The sequence below is a fragment of the Prosthecobacter sp. genome (assembly GCF_044222565.1).
Lineage (GTDB): Bacteria > Verrucomicrobiota > Verrucomicrobiia > Verrucomicrobiales > Verrucomicrobiaceae > Prosthecobacter.
In genome coordinates this window covers 1-19,568 of sequence record NZ_JBGANA010000044.1, presented here as the reverse complement: position 1 = coordinate 19,568, position 19,568 = coordinate 1, and the positions used below count along the sequence as shown (strand labels likewise).

Here is a 19,568-nt window from a genome sequence, read left to right as displayed (position 1 = left end):
CTTCGCCCGACTCCCGTGGCCTTTGGTTGCCGGTTGCCACAGCCAGAATATAGGGTGGGCAACCGGCAACCAAGGAGCTGACGAGGTGCTCTGTAGGCTGCGCAGGAAGAGGAAACCAAGCGCAAGCAGCGGCAGTGAGGCGCAGGAGGAGGAAGCGGATGGGGAGGATGGCGGGGGGAAATGACGGCAACTTGAGGGGGGCGCGAGTTGCCGGGGTTTTGAGGAGGTGGACGGGGCCGTTTTCCCCCGTGGCGGCGGCGTGGAGGGAACGTGGAGGCGGGGAAACTGAGGAGGAAGGAGGTGGGCTCGCGGTGAGTGGGCTGGGAGGCGTCAGGGGTTGGAAAAGGGGGAGTGCGATGGGTGGCAGACTGCGCTGGGAGGAAGGATTCTACGGACGCGGACGCAGCGCGTCCCTACCCGTGCTGCGGCACGTCTGGGATGGTAGGGAACCGCTGCGCCGGGACCGTGGTCATGGGTCTGTTTCGGCAAGGGCGATCCAAAAGGTGCGCCGTCCTTGGGGCGTTCGAAGGCGGAGGGCGGAGGGGTTTGAAAAGGGGGGAAATGACGGCAACTGGAGGAGGGCGTGAGTTGCCGGGGTTTTGAGGAGGTGGACGGGGCGTTTCCAGAACGAGCTAAAGCTCTGGACTACTTTCCCAGAGCGCGGTGCACCCGCGCCAGCGTGTGGGGCAGCCGTTTCTTCCCCAATGCGCATTCCCAGAGGCGGAGGACGGTCCAGCCTTGGCGGCGGAGCTGGCGGGTGACGAGGCGGTCGCGCTGGCGGTTGCGGGCGATCTTTTCGTCCCAGAATTTCCGGTTCTGCCGGGGGCGGGTGCCGTGGGTGGGGCAGCCGTGCCAGAAGCAGCCATCGACAAAGATGACGAGGCGCTCGGCGCGAAAGACGAAGTCGGGGCGGACGCGGGGCTTGCGCAGGCCCCGTGCGCCCTGTGCGGCGCGGGCCCCAGGGCTGCCGCGGAGCGTGGGCTGGGCTTTGGCGTTGGATTTGGCTTTGGATTTGGCATTGGCTTTGCCTGGGCTTTTGCCTGTGCCTGTGATCGTGCTGGTGCCTGCCTCTGCGACTGTGCCGGTGCCACTGGCTTTCGCTTTCGCTTTCGCCTGGGCGCTGGCTTTGTTTTTGCCGCTGACTTTGACTGCGTCTTTGGCCGTGCTCTTGGTCTTGGTGTTGGTCTTGGTCTTGGATGGAGTGCGAGCGCCGTCACGGGATCTTGCGCTGGCTTTGGTGCTGGCGCTGGCGCGGCTGCGAGCCTGCGGGGACGCGCTGGGGACTGGGGGAAGGGCGAGGGGCACGTGCCTGCGCCAGCCGGTGATCTTCTCGGCCCGCAGCAGGGCGCGCAGTCGCAGCTCCGTGGCGGCGTTGCCGGTGGAGCGGATGCGGCTCATCACCTCGCTGCGCTTGGCTGGGGTGAAGACGTCCATGGCGGGAGAGAAAGAGAAGGCGGTGGCTGAAGGGCCGCAAGCGGCCGTTGACGGTGGTTGACGATTGTTGACGGAGTGTTCTTTGCGGCCTGGGCGACGAAGGATGGTGGGTGAGTGCCAGCCGCAATGAGGCGCAAAAAGACGCAAAAGGTCAGGGGCGTGGAACTCGTGAAATGCTTTTCAAGAAGCGGCAGGGGCTTCCTGCGCGAATGGGCACGAAAGTCCGCGAATTTTCATGAATGGTGCCGGGTGGGATTTTGATTCACGGTTCTTCGCGGTCATTCCTGGGCATTCGCGTTTGAGTTTGAGTTTGAGTTTGAGTTTGAGTTTGAGTTTGAGTTTGAGTTTGAAATGGAGGGAGGCTTCAGGTGCTGAACGGTTCGTCGTCGAGCCAGGTGAAGGTTACATGCTTCTTATGCCAGTCTCTCTTGTGGATGAACTCTCCGTGAAAGCTCAGATGAAGGGTGGTGGCAGGACAGGAGAGATGGAATACGAGGAGGAGGGGGGTGAACGCTCAGCCGGAGGGGACCCTGGCATTCTGGACAGGTGAGGGCGGCGAACTCCTGCTCGGTGCGTCCGGCGGCTACCGGAGCGGTGCGCTCAAAGCGTGCCTGCACGCGCTCCTCATGGCCTGGGTCGGGCACAAAGGTCCATTCGCCTGACTGTTTGATCCCCATGGGGAAAGGGTAGTCAGAGGGTGTGAGGGTGGCAAGCGGGGGATGCGGGTTGCAGATGGCGGTGTGAGGCAGTGCGAGGAGCGGTAAGAGGCGGCACGCGGCGGGGCGGGTGTTTGCGGGGCGCTTCCCTGTTCCGCAGGAACAAGGCTGCTTTGCGCTGCTGCGCAGTGGCGCTCAGGTGCTGCTGCGGCTGTTGGTGGCGTGGTAGGCGGCGTTGGTGAGGTGGGTGGTGCTGGTGGTGGCGGCGATGGCGCCTGCACGGGCGGAGGTGAGGCTGGCCACGCCAAAGCCGAAGCCGCTCATGGCATTGGACCAGAGCTGCCGGCCGGTGGCGGCGTCCAGCGCGTACATGTAACCGTGCACGCTGACGATGAGGCGGTCGCCATCGAGCAGGAGGGAGGTGTAGGTGTTGCCGGAGGGGGCGGTCCACTGCCAGACGACGGCGCCGGTGTCCCGATGCAGCGCGGCGACGCGTTTGTTGAAGCCGGTGAAGACGAGGTCGTTGAGGTTCATGCAGGAAAGGGTAGCCGCTGGCGGGGAGTTGCGAGTGGAAGATGGGGCGGGGTTTGGAATGGGGAGGGGGCGGTGGACGGTGGGCGGTTCTTGGTTTCCAGTTGGCGGTTGTGGTGGGGTTGAATGGCATGGCATGGCATGGCATTTAATGGCATGCGGTGCGGTGGGGCTTGTGCAGTGCTTGCTAGGGGCGCTCGAGCGGGACGGTGATGTACCAGATGTTTTCGGAGTCGGCGGCGAGGTGGAGGGGGCGAGTGGTGAATGGCAGGAGCGGAGCGGGGGTGTCCTACCTGAGTGCTCTCACCGCGCTGGACCGCGGCGGCTTGGGACAAGCCGCCCTACCTGCGGTGGATATTCGCCCGCCCAGCGCGAGGAGGTAGGGAGGGCTGTCCCCAGCCCTCCGGCGTGGGGGAGAGGCGGGGGCGAGTGGTGAATGGCAGGAGCGGTGTTGGGTGTCCTACCTGGGTGTTTGCACCGCGGCAGACCGCGGCGGCTTGGGACAAGCCGCCCTACCTGCGGTGAGTGTCGTGGAATCGTAGGAGGATGAGGACGATTTGGCTTCGGCGGCGCGCTTTGTTTGCAGGGGCTTTTTGGCGGGTCTTGGAGGTGGCAGACCGCCAGAGCGAGCTAAAGCTCGCGAGTACTTTTCCTCACGGCCTGCGCGCCTGCTGCAGGGCGCGGTGATCCCAAGCAGCGGGTGTTTGCGGGGCGGCTCCTTGTTCCGCAGGAACAGGGCTGCTTTGCTGGCGCTAGGGCCGCTCCACCTGGGCTTCGAGGTTCTGGATCAGCTGGGAGTCGCCCGGGATGTGCAACGGGCCGGCGAGCATGACGGCGCCGGCGGAGTTCTGGAGCTCCACGCGGTAGTCGCCGGGGGAGATCAGGGCAAACTGGCAGGTGCAGTCTTTTTTGAGGAGCGTGCGCATCACCAGACGCCCCTGGGTGCCCTGTGCGTCCGGTTCAAGCAGGAAGGCATCGCCACCGATGAGCGTGTGGCGCCAGTAGTCCGGCTCCCCGAGCTTGTGGTCGCCGATGCGAAAGGAGACGCGGGCGGTGTTGCCTCCCACGGTGATGTCCGCCTTGCGGCCCTGCCGGAGGAGGGTATCGAAGTCCGTGTGCAGCACCTCGCGCTTCCACGGCATGAGGATTCCGAGTTCATCGCGCACCTGGAGTTTGAAGCCGGCGAAGGTGGCGGGATCGAGCCTCCACACCTTGCGTTCTGGCTCGCTGAGGGATGGCGGCGGATCCATGAAAACGCGCTGCTCGGAGTCCGGGTTTCGGGTGGCGTAGAGCACCAGCTGCTCAAAGTGCTGCCGCGAGAGCGGGCTGGAATACCCAAGCTTCAGGGTGATGACGACGGGCTGAGTCCCGCGATCCATGAAGGCCACGTAGCCCCAGATCCCTGCCGCCAGAAGGGCGGCGGAAATGAGGATGAAGGTGAGGCATTTCATCGGCGTGGATCATCGTGACGGGAGCCGGGGAAAATGTAAATGCGGAAGTGGGGGGGCGTTGATGCAGCGGAGTGGGGGTGTCCTACCTGAGTGCTCTCACCGCGCTGGACCGCGGCGGCTTGGGACAAGCCGCCCTACCTGCGGTGGGTATTCGCACGTCCAGCGTGAGAAGGTAGGGAGGGCTGTCCCCAGCCCTCCGGCGTGGGGAAATGGCGGGGTCGAGTGGTGAATGGCAGCAGCGGAGTGGGGGTGTCCTTCCTGAGTGCTCTCACCGCGCTGGACCGCGGCGGCTTGGGACAAGCCGCCCTACCTGCGGTGGGTGTGGTGGAATCGCAGGAGGACGAGGACGATTTGGCTTCGGCGGGGCGCTTTGTTGGCAGGGGCTTTTTGGCGGGTCTTGGAGGTGGCAGACCGCCGGAGCGAGCTAAAGCTCTGGACTACTTTTCCTCACGGCCTGCGCGCGTGCCGCGGCGCTTCAGCCATCGCAAACCATCGCCAACGATTGCAAACGATTGCAAACGATTGCAAACGGTTTGGCCCCAGCGGCGCGCTAGGATCGAGGACGAGGACGATTGGCGGCTAGCAGGGCTGGGGCGTGGCGGCGCGTTTTCCAGAGCGAGCTAAAGCTCGCGAGTACTTTTTCCTCACGGCCTGCGCGCCTGCTGCAGGGCTTCTTCCTTGAGCTTCTGGATGGCTTCGTCGCCCTGGGCGATGAGGGGGTCGAACATGGGGATTTCTTTGGCGTTTTGACCCTGCTCGTGTTTGCGGAAGCCGAAGAGGTAGGTCTCGTTGTGCGGACGCCAGCGGTTGAAGAAGAGGGTGTCTTTGGCGATGACGGCGCGGCGCAGGTTTTCCAGCGCGGGGGTGGGGGCTTCGGGGAGCTTGAGGCCGAGGCCTTCGATGAGCCTGGCGCTGAGCTTTTCGTATCCGGCGCGGGTGTAGTGCACGCCGTTTTCCGTGAGGGGCTGGCGGATGACGCCGGGCTTGGGCAGGCCGCCCATGAGCTCGAACCAGTCGATGAAATACGCGTTCTGGGCGAGGGCGAATTTCCTCAAGGCATCGCGCAGGGAGGAGAGGTTTTTGTTTTCGGCGGTGAGGTCGGGCAGCGGGGGCGGCAGGGTCTCGAGCGGGGGCGGGGTGGCGATGATGATGCGCACGCCGGGGGACTTGGCGCGGATGAGCTCGATGAGGCTGCGGTAGCCGGTGAGGAAGTCGGGCAGCGCGCCGAGGCGCTCGAAGGCGAGCTCGCTGCCGTAGCAGAGGAGCACGACGCTGGGCTTGAGCATTTCCAGGTGGGTGGAGAGGCGCTGCAGGCCTTCCTCGGGCGGGCCGAAATAGGAGCGCGCATGGCCAAAGACGGTGTCGCCGCTCCAGGCGAGATTGCGCACGGTGACTTTGGTTTCGCCGAGCGCGAGATCGAGCCGGGGCTCGAAGGAGCCGTAATCGTGCTCGCGCTCCAGGACGGTGTTGCCGAGCAGGACGAGGCGGTCGCCGTCTTTGAACTGGAAGGTGGCCGGCTGCGCGGGGGCGTCGGTGGCATTGCCAGCGGCAGCGGGTGCGTCGGCAGCGGCAGCGGCGGGCTGCGCGGGGGCCTGCTGTGCGTGCGTGGTTGCGGGAAAGAATGCGAGGGTCGCGCCTGCGAGCGCGATGAGTCCGGCCAGGGAGGGAAGATTCATGCGGGGCGTATTGGAGCGGAGAGCGCGGGAGGTGTCTAGGGGGAGTTTGAGGTCGTTTGCGCTGGTTTGCGGTCGTTTGCGGTCGTTTGCGCTGGTTTGCGGTGGTTTGCGGTGGTTTGCGGTGGTTTGCGCTGGTTTGCGGTCGTTTGCGGTCGTTTGCGGTGGTTTGCGGTGGTTGGAAGGCGCAGGCTGAATCAAGCGGGTTGAAAGGTTGGCGGGGAGCCGCCATCTTTGGGGCATGAGCGTTTTTGAATCCACCGCAGTACTGGAGGATGCCCGGCACCTGACTCTGGGCCGGCCCGTTCCAGGGGGAACGTCACGCGAATGCAGGGTGATCGTGATGTTTGAGGAGGAGTCCGGGCTGGAAGCGTGGCCGCAGGGTTTTTTTGAGGAAGTTCGCATCGAGGATGCCGCCTTTGAGCGGCCGGCGCAGGGAACGGCCCCCTTCATCGCAGCTTTGGACGCATGAAAGTGCTGCTCGAGGGCGGCAGAGCGTTGTGTGAGCAGGTGAGGTGAAGGCGGAATCTTCCTCCTACTCCTCCTCTTACTCCTCCTCCCTTGGTTTGGGGAGGCAGGGGGCGTCGCGTTTACGTTTCGGCCACTCGAAGTCCTCGGAACAGGGAGGAAGAGGAAGAGGAAGAGGAAGAGGAAGAGGAAGAGGAGGAGGAAGAGGAAGAGCTGATGAAGGAGCAGCCCCCCCTGCGGGTGCGGCTGTGCGCATGACATTCCTCATTCCATTCTCGCACAGCGCCTGGTTTGCTCCATCATGCGCGCATGGCCACCACACTGCGCGACTGGTATGACACGCCCCTTTACTATGACATCGTCTTTGATGATGGCACGGTGCGGGAGGCGGATTTTTTGGAGGGGGCGTTTGCAAAGTATGCCACGCCGGCGAAGGGGCATCGGCTGCTGGAGCCTGCGTGTGGCAGCGGGCGGCTGGCGCTGGAGATGGCGCGGCGCGGCTGGGAGGTGAGCGGTTTTGACGGGAATGCGCACATGATCGCCTTTGCACAGGAGCGGCTGGCGGCGGCGGGGCTGAAGGCACGCCTGTGGGAGGACTGGATGCAGAGCTTCACGCTGCCGAAGGGCGTGAAGGGCGGCTTTGATCTGGCGCACTGCCTCGTCAGCACCTTCAAGTACCTGCTCAAGGAAAAGGATGCCGCCGAGTGCCTGCGGCGTGTGGCGGCGGCGCTGCGCCCGGGCGGTGTCTTCCTGCTGGGCCTGCACCTGACGGACTACGAGCGCGAGGAGGACGAGCACGAGCGCTGGGTGGCGCGGCGCGGGGAGATCGCCGTGGTGTGCAACACGCATACCTGGGCGGCGGATCCGAAGTCGCGCCTGGAAAATCTGCGCACGCGTTTGAAGATCACCGATGCCGGCCGCACGCACACGCAGGAGACGCGCTGGCAGTTCCGCACCTACAACGCCGCCCAGCTCAAGGCGCTGCTGCGCAAGGTGCCGGAGCTGGAGTACCTGGAGTGCTATGACTTCACCTATGACCTGAACGAGCCACGGAAGTTTGACGATGCGTATGCAGATGTGCTGCTGGTGCTGCGGAAGAGGTAGGGGAGGTGATGATTGTTAGCCGCAAAGAGCCGCAAAGAGGCGCAAAAAGACGCAAAAAATGAAGTGGGGTCTGAAGAGAAGCTGAGGGCAGAGCGAATGTTGAAGCGTGTGGCATTACAGATTTGAATAGTACTATGAAAACCTCGGCTGCCCCCACGAAGTGCGTTCGCGCAGTTGGGCAGGCGGCGGTGCTAGTGCGTGAGGCCAGACTGTAAGAGGGCCGGGCCTCAGTCACCCTCCCCCAGGCGCCGGGCTGGAGCTGGCGGACAGACTTTCAGTCTGTCCATTTCTGCATTGACCCCGGGGGGCGCTTTTCGGTAGCATTATTCCTGACATGCCATTCCGAAATATCGAAGTGGGTTCTAATAAAACAGAACCGGTCTCGTTTGGAATGGCACGTTCCTTCCAACCAGATTCATGCGTTTCAAACCAACCTTCGGTATTGCCGTCGCTATTTGCGCCGTCGTCAGCCTTTCGCTGTACTTTTTCCGGGCCGCTGACCCGGGAGGAAAGCCGCTCAGGAAAACAGTGGCGAGCCAGGGCAAAGGGACGCAGCAGCGCACCCCTCCGCTGGTGGTGGAGCAGGCGGTGGTGGCAGGCACGGTGCAGCAGGCGGACGCTGCCGCTGCCCCAGTGACGGCGGCGGCTGTGGTGGCGGATCCCGTCCAGGGATTTGCGGACTGGAGTGTGGCATACCTGAAGGCGGACAAGGCGGCGCGGGTAAAGATGGTGAAGGAGGGGGTGGAGCTGGCGCAGGCGAGACGCCCGGTGTTCAAGCAGCTCATCAAGGACGATCCCAGGCTGGCCCTCGCGCGCGCGGTCCCCATGGTAACGCGGCAGCAAATGCCCTTCGAGGTGCTGGATCTGCTGGAGAAGCGGGTGAACGGCATCGGCGTGCTGCGGGTGCTGCAGGGCACGCCTCTGGAAGGCGAGCCGCTGCCTTCGGGATCGCTGACGTTTCGAGAGGTGGAGCTGCAGAACGGCCCGACCTACCGCGCCTATGTGTATGGGCGGCGCGAGTCCATCGTGACCTGGACGGCCGGCGCCTCGCTCAATGGCGTGGCGGTGGACGCGGACTTTGCGGTGAATGAGCAGCCCTCCCGCACGCTGGAGGTGGGGGAGGTGCCGCCTGCGGACAAGCCTGCCGTGGTGGACTGCCCGATTTCGGGCAAGCAGGTGTTTGAAAACGCGGACGCCGTCACGGACGTGATCACGGCGGACACGCCTGCGGTGGAGACGGCCACGGAGACGGTGTACTTCTGCAGCGCCATGCACATCGATGTGAAGAACCAGCTGATGATCATGGGAGAAGGCGTCACGGGAGGGGCCTTTGGCTTCACCGGCATCCTGCCCGCAGCGCCCACGCCGGCGCTGGGAAATGTGAAGGTGATCGTGATCCCCATGACGTATGCGGACCAGAATGGCGTGCCTTCCACCGAGGCGGCGCTGTACGCCACCCTGCGGGATGTGGCGGACCATTACTCCAAGTCCTCCTACGGCCGCCTTTCGCTGGCGGGGGTGGTCACGCCGCCGGTGAAGCTGAAGCACAATGAGTCCTGGTATGTGAACCGGGACACCAGCAACGGCGGGGACATCAGCGGCACCAGCGTGGAAATGCAGGAGGCGCGGGACGAGGCGCGGAAGCTGGGCTTTGACTGGAATGACTACGACTGCACCGTGCTGCGGCACAACGGCGGCCCGCAGAGCTACGGCGGCCTGGGCGGCGGCAGCACCGTGTGGGTGCGCGGAGACACCGTGGGCCTGTGGGCGCATGAGATCGGCCACTGCTTCGGCCTTGCGCATGCGAACTTCTGGGACACCGCCGGCACCAGCAGCATCGGCAACGGGGTGAACCAGGAGTACGGGGACAGCTACGACATCATGGGCAACAGCGGCAGCTACCCCGCCGGGCAGTACAACGCGCAGGGAAAGAACCAGATCCGCTGGCTTCCCGGCAACTTCCTGCAGCCGGTGACGCAGAGCGGCACCTACCGCATCCATGCCTTTGACCAGGGCGTGCTGGACCCGAAGCGGCGCTACGCGCTGAACATCGTCAAGGACTCGCAGCGCGTTTACTGGGGGGAGGTGCGCTCGCTGTTTGACACCACGCCGTGGATGAAGAGCGGCTTGGTCCTGGGCTGGCGTTTCCCGAACGGCGGCGGCAGCAATGTGCAGCTCATCGACACCACCAACGGCTCGCCCTTTGCCAAGGAAGACGCGGCCATCTCCCTGGGCAGCACTTTTTCGGACACGGAGAGCGGCATCCACATCACCACGGTGGCCACCAATGACAGCCCGCGCTACATGGACGTGCAGGTGAACATGGGCAGCTTTCCTGGCAACCACGAGCCCACGCTGACGCTGGCGGCCTCCGCCAGTGTGGTGCCGCTGAACGGCACCGTGACCTTCACCGCCACCGCGAGCGATGCGGACGGCGACACGCTGGCCTACGGGTGGCAGCACTTTGGCAGCACCTCCTTCAAGATCGTCTCTCCGAACTCGTCTGTGATCACGCGCCAGTTCACCTCGGCGGGCAGCTACATCGTCACCTGCACGGTCAGCGACATGAAGGGCGGCACCTGCACGCGCAACCAGCTCATCACCGTGGGCAGCTCCAGCACCTACACCATCAGCGGCCGCGTCACGCTGCTGGGCCAGGGGCTTTCGGACGTCGTCATCACCGCGAACGGAGGCAATGGTGTGATCACCGATGACGACGGCTACTACACCATCCCGAACCTCACGGCGAACACCTACACCCTGACGCCGCTGCTGTATGGCTACAGCTTTGGCGAGCTGTTTAACAACAGCATCACCGTCTCCCCCAGCTTCACGGGTGCGGACTTTGAGGCCACGGCGCAGTCCGTGGTGACCATCTCCGCGCCCAATGCCACGGCCAATGAGCTTTCACCGGTCACGGCGGGCACCTTCCGCCTGACGCGTACGGGGGACACCAGCCAGGACCTGGTGGTCAATGTGAACACCGCGCTGGGCAGCGCCACGAAGACCACGGACTACACGCTCTCCCCGGACTACGTCGCCGGCTCCAACGGCTTCAGCACTTTCACCATTCCCGCCGGATCGGAGACGCGGGACATCACCCTCACGCCGGTGATCGATGCGCTGGCGGAGGGGCCCGAAACGGCCACGCTGCAGCTGGGGTCTGGCAATGGCTACCTCGTCAGCCTGCCTTCCACAGCCACGGTGACCATCGCCGATGACGACACGGCGCTGCCGAAGGTTTCCATCACCGCCACGGCCAATGCCGCGCTGGAGGGCATCGGCACGCCGGCGGTGCTCACGCTCTCGCGCACCGGCCCCACGACAGGAGATTTGATCGTGGCCTACACAGTGGGCGGCACGGCGGTGAACGGCACGGACTACACGACGCTGCCAGGCACCGTGACCATTCCGGGAGGTTCCACCACCGCCACGGTGAACATCGCGCCGATCAATGACAGCGTGTCCGAGCCGTTGAAGACGGTGAGCGTGACGCTGACGGCCAATGCGGCCTACCTGGTGGATCCCACCGCTGCCAGCGCCAGTGCAAGCGTGTATGATGACGACACGCAGACGGTGACCGTGGCGGCCACGGACGCCACCGCCTCAGAGGTGGACCTGACCGTGGCAGGAGCCAAGGCGGACACCGGCACCTTTGTGGTGACGCGCAGCGGAGACACCAGCGCGGCGCTGACCGTGTACTATGCCTTTGCGGGCACGTACAATGCCGGGGTGATGGCGCTGCATGGCGTGGACTACGAGGCCATGCCTGGCAGCGTGGTCATTCCCGCCGGGAAGACGCAGGCCAGCATCACCATCGTGCCACGGTTTGACACGCTGGGAGAGGGGCCGGAGCAGGTGGTGCTCTACCTCGGGGCCAACGCGACCAACTACATCCTGGGAGACACTGGCACGGCGACCATCACGATCACCGACAACTCGCCTGACCTGCCCTATTTGGATGTGGTGAACATGGGCAGCGCCACGGAAGGCGGCAGCACCGCGATCTTCCGCATCACCGCGCGCGGCGGCACGGGCACGGGAACGCTGGCGGTGACCTATGACCTCAGCGGCACCGCCTCCGCCGGAGACTTCAGCGTCAGCGGCACGGGGAACACGCTCACCGGCACCTCGATTACGCTGAACAACGGCGCGACTGTGACCAAGGATGTGACCATCACCGCCACGAATGATGTGGAGCAGGAGGACTTCGAGACGCTCACACTCACGCTCACCGTGGGCCCCACCCCGACCTACCAGACCTACGGCATGACCAATGCCGCCACCATGTGGATCAAGGACAACGACTACACCAACGCGGTCTTTGTGGACACGCAGGTGGGCACCTCCGGCAGCAGCAGCTTCACCGAGGGGGCCTCCACCACGCCGGTGAAGTTTTACGTGTCCCGCAGCGGCAGCACCACCGCCGCGCTGACGGTGAACTACACCATCGGCGGCACCGCCACCAGCGGCAGCGACTACACCGCGCTGCCCGGCAGCATCGTCATCCCGGCGGGGGCGCTGGGAGTGGACCTGCCGGTGTCCATCATCAATGACACGATCTTTGAAGGCACCGAGACCATCACCATTGACCTGGCCCCCGGCTCCTACTCCCGCAGCAGCCCCGGCACGGTGATGTACATCGCGGACAATGACACCGCCACGGCCACGGTGGCCTTTTCGACCCCCGGCTCCTCCGGACTGGAGAGCGTGACCTCGGTGAACATCCCCGTGACCCTCACGCCGGCGCAGTCCACACCGGTGACCGTGGAGTACGCCGTGAACGGCACCAGCCAGAACACCAGCAGCACCAGCAGCGTGCGCGGGCTGCCCTACTGGGTGCGTTTGGTGAAGAGCGGCAGCACCATCACGCATTTCGAGTCCAATGACGGCACGATCTGGACGCAGCGCGGCAGCAGCTTCACCGTCACCGGGCTGGGGAACACCAGCTATCTCGCGGGCATCGTCGCCGCTGCGGGCAGCACCACGGCCACCTCGGCGGTGATCGACAACTACTCCATCACCGGCCTCACCGCCGGGGCGACCGTCGGTACGGAGACGCGGTCCATCGTGGGCACCGCCACCGGGGCCACGCATACGTTGAGCAGCGGCGTGTACACCTTCAGCACGCCCGGCGTCGGAATATCCTCCAGTTCGACTTCGGACAACTTCTGCTACGTGAATTCCACCATCACCAATGCGACGGACTGCACCGTCACGGCCCGCGTGGTCTCCATGGGCACCACCAGCAGCAGCGCACGCATCGGGGTGATGCTGCGCTCCACCACGGCCGCCGGGTCCGTCTATGCCGCCAGCCTGGCCACCCCGGCCAGCACCAGCCTCTTCTACACGCTGAACCGCACCACCCTGAACGCCGTCTCCAATTCGCCCAGCACTTACAGCACCCCGGTGCTGCCGCAGTGGTACCGCATGACGCGCGTGGGGGATGTCTTCACCGTTTCGAATTCCAAGGACGGCGTCACCTGGGCGATCTCCAGCGGCGGCACCGCGCAGACCATCTCCGTGAGCCCCACCATCATGGTCGGGCTGGGCGTCTCCGCAGCGACGGACGGCCAGGTGGCCACCGGCACCTTTGACAGTGTCTCGCTCAATGGCAGCCCCGTCGGCGCCGGAGGGCTGCAGGGCCGCACGATCGGCTTTGTGAACGAGCAGGGGAGCGAGAGCTACGGCAGCGGAGTCTGGACGCTCAATGGCAGCGGCACCAATCTGAATGACGAAGGGCACTTTGCCGCCACCAACGTCACCGGAGATTTCACCTTCATCGCCCGCGTCACTTCCCTGACCGGTGGGGACACGACCTCGCAGGCGGGCATCCTCATGCGGCAGACGCGCGACAGCTACTCGAAGACCATGGTGGGGCGCTGGATCAAGAGCGCCAGCATCGGCCAGGGGCAGCGTGTTTACAGTTTCACCACCGCCTTTGGCACGGGCATTGACTTCACACTGCCGCCCGGCGTGCTCACCTTTGCCCCCGGAGAGACCAGCAAGAACATCGTGCTCACGGTGGCAAACGACACCGTGGACGAGCCGGACAACCAGGTGACCCTCCTGCTCTCCAATGCCAACGGCGCGGCGGTGAGCGGCACCTCCAACTACTTCAGCTACACCATCGTGGATGACGACAGCCCGCCTGCGAATCCGTACGTGGGATTTGCCGCCGCCACCAGCACCGTCGCGGAAAGCGCCGGCGCAGTGGAGCTGGCGGTCAGCCTGGCCTCGCCTGCCACGGCGGCCAGCACGGTGGACTACACCGTCACCGGTGGCACCGCCACAGGCGGCGGCACGGACTACACGCTGGCCGATGGCACGCTGAGCTTTGACGTCGGGGAGACGGTGAAGACTATTCCGCTGAGCATCGTGGATGACGCCGTTGTGGACGCCGCGGAGACCATCGTCATCACCCTGGCCAATCCCGCGAGCCTGCAGCTGGGCAGCACCACGCAGCACACCCTCACCATCACGGACAATGACCTGCCGGTGGTCAGCATCACGGCCAATGACGCCACCGCCTCTGAAGCAGGGCTGGACCCAGGGCAGTTCACGATCACCCGCACCGGCAGCACCGCCGCCGCGCTGACGGTGAACCTGACCCGGAGCGGCACCGCGACCAGCGTCACGGATTACACCGCCATCGCCACCACCCAGACCATCCCCATCGGGGCCTCCAGCGTGACCGTGAATGTGACGCCAGTGGCGGACACCACCAACGAGGGCACGGAGACCGTCATCCTCACCCTGGCCAGCGGCTCCTACACCCTCGGCTCCCCCACCACCGCCACGGTGAATCTCCTCGATGACGACCGCAGCACGGTCACGCTGACGGCGTCTGATCCCACCGCGTCTGAAAGCGGCGGCACCGGGCAGTTCACCATCACCCGCACCGCGCCCACCAATGTGGCGCTCACGGTCAGTCTGGTGGTGGCAGGCACCGCCGCCAATGGCACGGACTACAAGACCACCGGCAACGTCAATGTGCCCACCTCCATCTCCCTGGCCAGCGGCGTGAGCTCCTACACCATCCCCATCATCCCGGTGGATGACGGCAACACTGAAGGGGACGAGCAGGTGACGCTGTCCCTGAACACCGGCAGCTATGACATCGGCACGCCTTCCTTTGGCAATGTGACCATCGCCGACAACGACAGCCCGCCCACGCTCTTCATCAACAGCCCCGGCTCCCAGGGCCTGCTGGTGGCCAATGGCAACGGCGTCATCGTCAGCGCCACCATCACCGATGATGGCGCGCCTGCGGCGGTCACCCAGCAGTGGTCGCAGATCAGCGGGCCGGGCATCGCCACGATTGAGAATCCCACGGCGGCCACCACGGGAGTCACCTTTTCTGCACCGGGAAATTACATCCTGCGCATCACCGCCACGGACACGCAGTTCACTGTGAGCGACCAGGTCACGGTGGTGGTGGGCTCCGCGCTGGTGGCGGCAGACTGGATCACCCATGACCTCGGGCCCTCCTCCGCCCGGCGCGGGCAGAGCATCGACTACGGCGGGCAGTACACCGTCACCGGCACCGGGGCGGGTTATTCCACCAGCAGCGATCAGGCGCATGTGATGATGCGGCAGATCAGCGGAGACGGCTCCGTGGTGGCGCGGCTGACCAGCCTGAGCTCCACCACCGCGCTCTCCGGTGTGAGCATCCGCGACTCCATGCTGCGTGCCTGCAACCGCGCCGTGCTCGGCCTGGTGCCCGGCAGCGGCCTGCAGTTCCGCACGCGCACCACCGTCAGCACCACGGACGCCCTGGCGGCCTCCGTGGCTGCACCCGCGCTTCCGCTCTGGCTCAAGCTGGAGCGCAATGCCACCACCGGAGGCATCACCGCCAGCTACGCCGCGGACAGCGCCGGAACGCCCGGCTCCTGGGTGCAGCTGGGCACCACCACCACCATCTCCATGGACGCCGCCGCGCAGTACGGCCTCACCACCACCAACAACAGCACCGCCGGCAGTGCCACTGGCATCTTTGACCACCTTACGCTCACCCCCGCGCAGACCGGCCCCGCCTTGGTCAGCGAAGACGCCACCGTGACCCCCGCCGCAGCCGGCAGCGGCAGCCTGAGCAGCGGCACCTACACCATCGTGGGCAGCACCACCGGCTACTTCCATGGCTGGCAGTATTACGGGGACATGGTCGTCACCACGCGGCTGGTCTCCTTCAGCTCCGGCGCAGGCAGCGCCAGCGGCGGCATCCGCGTGGCGGAGAGCCTGGAAAACGGTGCCCAGCTCCACCTCGGGCGCATGCCGCAGGGGGCTTACAACGGCTACTACTGGACTTCCTTGGCCGGCGGTGCCGGCGGCGGCGTGCCCAGCGGCATCTCCGCAGGCAACTGGGTCCGCTTTACCCGCAAGGGCAACAGCATCACCGCCTACCGCGCGCCGGATGCCTCCGGCAGTCCCGGCACGTGGATCCAGATCGGCCAGCCGCAGACCGTCATCATGACCACACCGGTGTGGGTGGGCTTCTACGTCAACAACGCCAGCGGCGTGGGCACGAACACCTGCACCTTCAGCAATCTCACCATCGCACCGCTCAACAAAGGCCCCGTGGTGGGCTTTGCCAGCATGGCCACCTGGCCCATCACCCCCGTGGCCGTCCACGGCACCGTCGCGGACGACAGCTACCCCACGCCCATCACCCTCACCAGCCTGTGGTCCAAGGTCAGCGGCCCCGGCGCCGTGAACTTTGCCGATGCCACCCTGCCGGACACCACCGCCACGCTCGCGCAGCCCGGCAGCTACGTGCTGCGCCTGACGGCCGATGACAGCAGCGCGCAGACCTACCGCGACCTCGCCTTCACCGGCTACACCAAGCAGTTTGAAGTCTGGCAGGCGCAAAACTGGACCGGCACCGGCTTCGCCGACCCCAACGCCGCCCAGGACTACGACGCCGACCGCGACGGCCAGGCGAATCTGCTGGAGTACGCCTTTGGCACCGCGCCCCTCGCCACCAACAGCTCCCCGGTGGTGTATGACACCGCCACCGTCAGCACGGACAAATACCTGCGCATGACCATTCCCAAAAACCCCGCCGCCACCGACGTGACCTTCACCGTCGAAGCCACCAGCGATATCGGCAATCCCCTCAGCTGGAGCAGCGCCGGCCTCGTCACCGAACAAAACACCAGCACCCAGCTCATCGTCCGCGACTCCCAGCCCATGACCAGCAGCACCCAGCGGTACATGCGCGTGAAAGTGGTGCGGAATTGAGGTGGCACTCGCCTGGGGTCTTTCGTCAAAAGAGGGCACAGGTGCGGCCTGTCAAAGCGCCATGGAGCGCGGGCCTCCGAGCCCGCAGCACCCCGCCGCACTCAGCCGTTCCGCTTTTTTCTTTCCCGCTCTCACCTGCGCGCCACACCCGCTGCGCAAAATGCTCGTGCCTGCCACGCGCAGGGAGCGAAACCCAGGCCTGTATGGGTCTGCCACCCGCTGCGGGCTCGGAGGCCCGCGCTCCACAGCCCTCATTTGCCACGGCGTTCAGGAGGTTTTTTTCACCACATGGCCGTGAAGATCCAGCAAACCCCGCCCTTCTTCCCCCCCCAAAGTAGCGCCCTGACCCACACGACAGGCAAAAAACCCGCCATGGCTGGCACCCGAAATGCTGCTTGATTGTTTGTGACTGGTGGAGATTGGTTGCGCCCCTGTGCCTTGCCTCCCCTTCCCGATATGATTGTGTGGGATAATTTCTTCTGGTTTACCAGCTATATACTTGTGTTCACCGCCCTGTCCGCCTTTGGCGCGCACAGAATCAAGGTGTTATACCATTTTTGGAAGCACCGCAAAGACGTGCCCGTGCCCCTGCGCGAGTTCACGGATCTGCCCGTCGTCACCGTGCAGCTCCCCATCTTCAATGAGCTCCACGTCGTGGAAAATCTCCTCCGCACCGTCAGCGCCCTGGACTACCCGCGCGACCGCCTGCAGATCCAGGTGCTGGACGACTCCACGGACGAAACCGCCGCGCACGCCGAGAAGCTCTCCGCCGATTTGAAGGTGCAGGGCTACGACATCGAGTACCGCCACCGCACCAACCGCAACGGCTTCAAGGCCGGTGCTTTGGACGAAGGCATGGCCAGCGCCAAGGGCGAGTACATCTGCATCTTCGACGCCGATTTCCAGCCCGCGCCGGACTACCTCAAGCAGGTCATCCACCACTTTACCGACGAGAAAGTCGGCATGGTGCAGGCACGCTGGGGCCACCTGAACAAGAATTTCTCCCTCCTCACCAAGCTTCAGGCCCTCTTCCTGGACGGCCACCTCGTGCTGGAGCAGACCGCCCGCAGCCGCCACGGCGAGTTTTTGAACTTCAACGGCACCGCAGGCATCTGGCGCAGAAAGGCCATCGAAACCGGCGGCGGCTGGCAGCACGACACCCTCACCGAAGACCTGGATCTCAGCTACCGCGCACAGCTCAAGGGCTGGAAATTCATCTACCTCAAGGACGTCGTCGTCCCCGCCGAGCTCCCGCCGGACATGGACGGCTTCAAGAGCCAGCAGCACCGCTGGACCAAGGGCAGCATCCAGGTCTGCAAAAAGATCCTCATGGACGTCTGGCGCAGCGACATCCCCCTGCGGCTCAAGATCGAGGCCACCTCGCATCTCACCTCCAATTTCGCCTACCTCCTGACCCTCTGCACACTGGTGCTCATGTACCCCGCGAACTTCGTCATGGGCAGCTCCTGGCACAAGGCCGTCTTTGTGGATGTGCCCGTCTTCTTCTTCGCCTCCCTCAGCGTCATCATCTTTTACATGACCGCCCAGGGTGCGCAGGGCAAATACGGCTGGCTCAAAACCCTGCCGTATGTCCCCATGCTGCTCGCCCTCGGCATCGGCATGAGCATCAACAACGGCAAGGCCGTGCTGGAAGCTCTGCTGAACCAGTCGTCCGAATTTGTCCGCACGCCCAAATACGGCATGGAAAACAAAGCCCAGGCCTCCAAGCAGCGCTCCCGCTACAAGGCCGGCAAATCCATCGCCATCTGGATCGAAGTCCTCCTCACCGGCTACTTCGGCTGGATGATCGCCCTCGCCGCCCAGCGCGGCCAGTGGGGCAGCATCCCCTTCCTGCTGCTGTTCTTCTTCGGCTTCGGCTACGTCGCCGCCGGCAGCCTGATGAAGCGCTTTTCAATGTCCGCGTTTCAAGCACCGCAGCCGGCTCCGGCGGTGGTGTGAGAAAGCAGGCCAGTTGCGCCGCAACTTGGCGCATTGCGCTCCGGTCCGGAACTTGCCCCCACATCAAGATGTGGCGAACGGATCAATCACAGCGATTCCGGGAAAGTCAGCAACGTTTCGCGTGATAATGGTAAGACCGTAAGCAAGAGCCGTTGCGGCTATCAGGCTGTCCATGACGGCCACAGAACGACCTTCTTCATGGGCGCGCTTACAATAGCGTGCCCATTCCCAGGCGGCAGCATCGTCGAATGGCAGAATGACATCGGCGAAGTCCTCCTGCATGAATCGCAGCAGTCGTAGAAGTTCATTTTTTCGCTTTCCCTCGGCTACGGCTTCCACTCTGCGGGCCAGTTCAGCAAGAGTAAGCGCGCTGATGGCTGAGTCTTCCTGATGCGCATCCAGCCACTCGATCACTTTGGAGTCAGGATGCGGTTTCATGCCTTCGGACAGTACGTTCGTGTCCAGAAGGTAGATCATAGATCAAGGGGCGGGCCTAGAACCTCACGGTTCAGGGCAAGTTCAAGTCCTTGCAGCCCACGCAGATGTTCGACGAGCGATTTTTGGCGTGGGTGCCTGGGGCTCAGCACCATCGCGCCTGACGGCTTCAGAATCACACGAAACTCCATTCCATCTTTGAAGTGTCCTTGGGCAAGAACGTCTTCAGAGAGCGAGAGCTTGTGATGATCGGCTTCCAGAGTCGCGGTCATGTTGAGGAGTTTAATGACTGTTGGAACAATAACAACCGTGTTGATGCATGTCCTTTCAGTGGCTTTTGAGCAGGGCCACTGTCATTCCATTCCGCCAGCACCTTGCCTATGCTTCGATTGCGGATGCCTGGCGCATCATGGCATCAGATCCACCTCATGCTCGTTACCACGTAACTTTCCCCCTTACCCCGGGTTATTCCTCCCCGCATGCACCCGCTCTCCCGCGCCTTCGCCACCGCTACCTTCCTCTCCCTCGCCACACCCACGCTTCTCTCTGCCGCAGGCAATGACTGGCCGCGCTTCCTCGGGCCCACCGGCGCGGCCGTTGTCACGGAGTCCAAGGTT

General features: G+C 64.5%; 10 protein-coding genes. 4 read left to right on the top strand and 6 right to left on the bottom strand.

Translation table 11 applies throughout. The features are described from left to right. Window positions 1-645: 645 nt before the first annotated feature. The 4 genes from ACILSR_RS32220 to ACILSR_RS32205 form a co-directional block, all read right to left on the bottom strand. A complete protein-coding gene (locus ACILSR_RS32220) occupies window positions 646-1,434 on the bottom strand; it encodes a hypothetical protein (protein WP_395753941.1) in 789 nt (262 codons plus the stop codon). A gap of 851 nt (window positions 1,435-2,285) precedes the next feature. Next, window positions 2,286-2,624, bottom strand: a complete 339-nt coding sequence (locus ACILSR_RS32215; RefSeq protein WP_395753940.1) for a PQQ-binding-like beta-propeller repeat protein — start codon at window positions 2,622-2,624, stop codon at window positions 2,286-2,288. Window positions 2,625-3,373: 749 nt separating this feature from the next. Beyond that, window positions 3,374-4,072 (bottom strand): hypothetical protein, encoded by a 699-nt coding sequence (locus ACILSR_RS32210; protein ID WP_395753939.1) that lies wholly within the window; start codon window positions 4,070-4,072, stop codon window positions 3,374-3,376. A gap of 644 nt (window positions 4,073-4,716) precedes the next feature. After that, complete coding sequence (locus ACILSR_RS32205; protein ID WP_395753938.1) at window positions 4,717-5,748, bottom strand: GDSL-type esterase/lipase family protein; 1,032 nt, start codon at window positions 5,746-5,748, stop codon at window positions 4,717-4,719. 238 nt (window positions 5,749-5,986) lie between these two features. Here ACILSR_RS32205 and ACILSR_RS32200 point away from each other — a divergent pair, with 238 nt between their 5' ends. From ACILSR_RS32200 to ACILSR_RS32185, 4 genes are all read left to right on the top strand, one after another. Next, the gene (locus ACILSR_RS32200; protein ID WP_395753937.1) at window positions 5,987-6,217 is read left to right on the top strand and encodes a hypothetical protein; all 231 of its coding nucleotides are present in this window, start codon (window positions 5,987-5,989) and stop codon (window positions 6,215-6,217) included. 305 nt (window positions 6,218-6,522) lie between these two features. Then, window positions 6,523-7,317 carry a class I SAM-dependent methyltransferase gene (locus tag ACILSR_RS32195; protein ID WP_395753936.1) on the top strand — a complete coding sequence of 265 codons (795 nt, stop codon included), beginning with the start codon at window positions 6,523-6,525 and terminating at the stop codon, window positions 7,315-7,317. Window positions 7,318-7,734: 417 nt separating this feature from the next. After that, entirely contained in the window at window positions 7,735-16,557 is an 8,823-nt protein-coding gene (locus tag ACILSR_RS32190; RefSeq protein ID WP_395753935.1) for a Calx-beta domain-containing protein, read from the top strand. A gap of 438 nt (window positions 16,558-16,995) precedes the next feature. After that, on the top strand, window positions 16,996-18,516 hold the full coding sequence (locus tag ACILSR_RS32185; protein WP_395753934.1) for a cellulose synthase family protein: 1,521 nt from the start codon (window positions 16,996-16,998) through the stop codon (window positions 18,514-18,516). A 63-nt stretch (window positions 18,517-18,579) separates the two neighbouring features. On the opposite strand, the gene ACILSR_RS32180 is transcribed toward ACILSR_RS32185, so the two are convergent. Together ACILSR_RS32180 and ACILSR_RS32175 are read right to left on the bottom strand one after the other, a co-directional pair. Next, window positions 18,580-18,993, bottom strand: a complete 414-nt coding sequence (locus ACILSR_RS32180; RefSeq protein ID WP_395753933.1) for a PIN domain-containing protein — start codon at window positions 18,991-18,993, stop codon at window positions 18,580-18,582. Further along, a complete protein-coding gene (locus tag ACILSR_RS32175; RefSeq protein ID WP_395753932.1) occupies window positions 18,990-19,223 on the bottom strand; it encodes a hypothetical protein in 234 nt (77 codons plus the stop codon). Before ACILSR_RS32175 ends, ACILSR_RS32180 begins: the two co-directional genes overlap by 4 nt. Window positions 19,224-19,568: the final 345 nt, after the last annotated feature.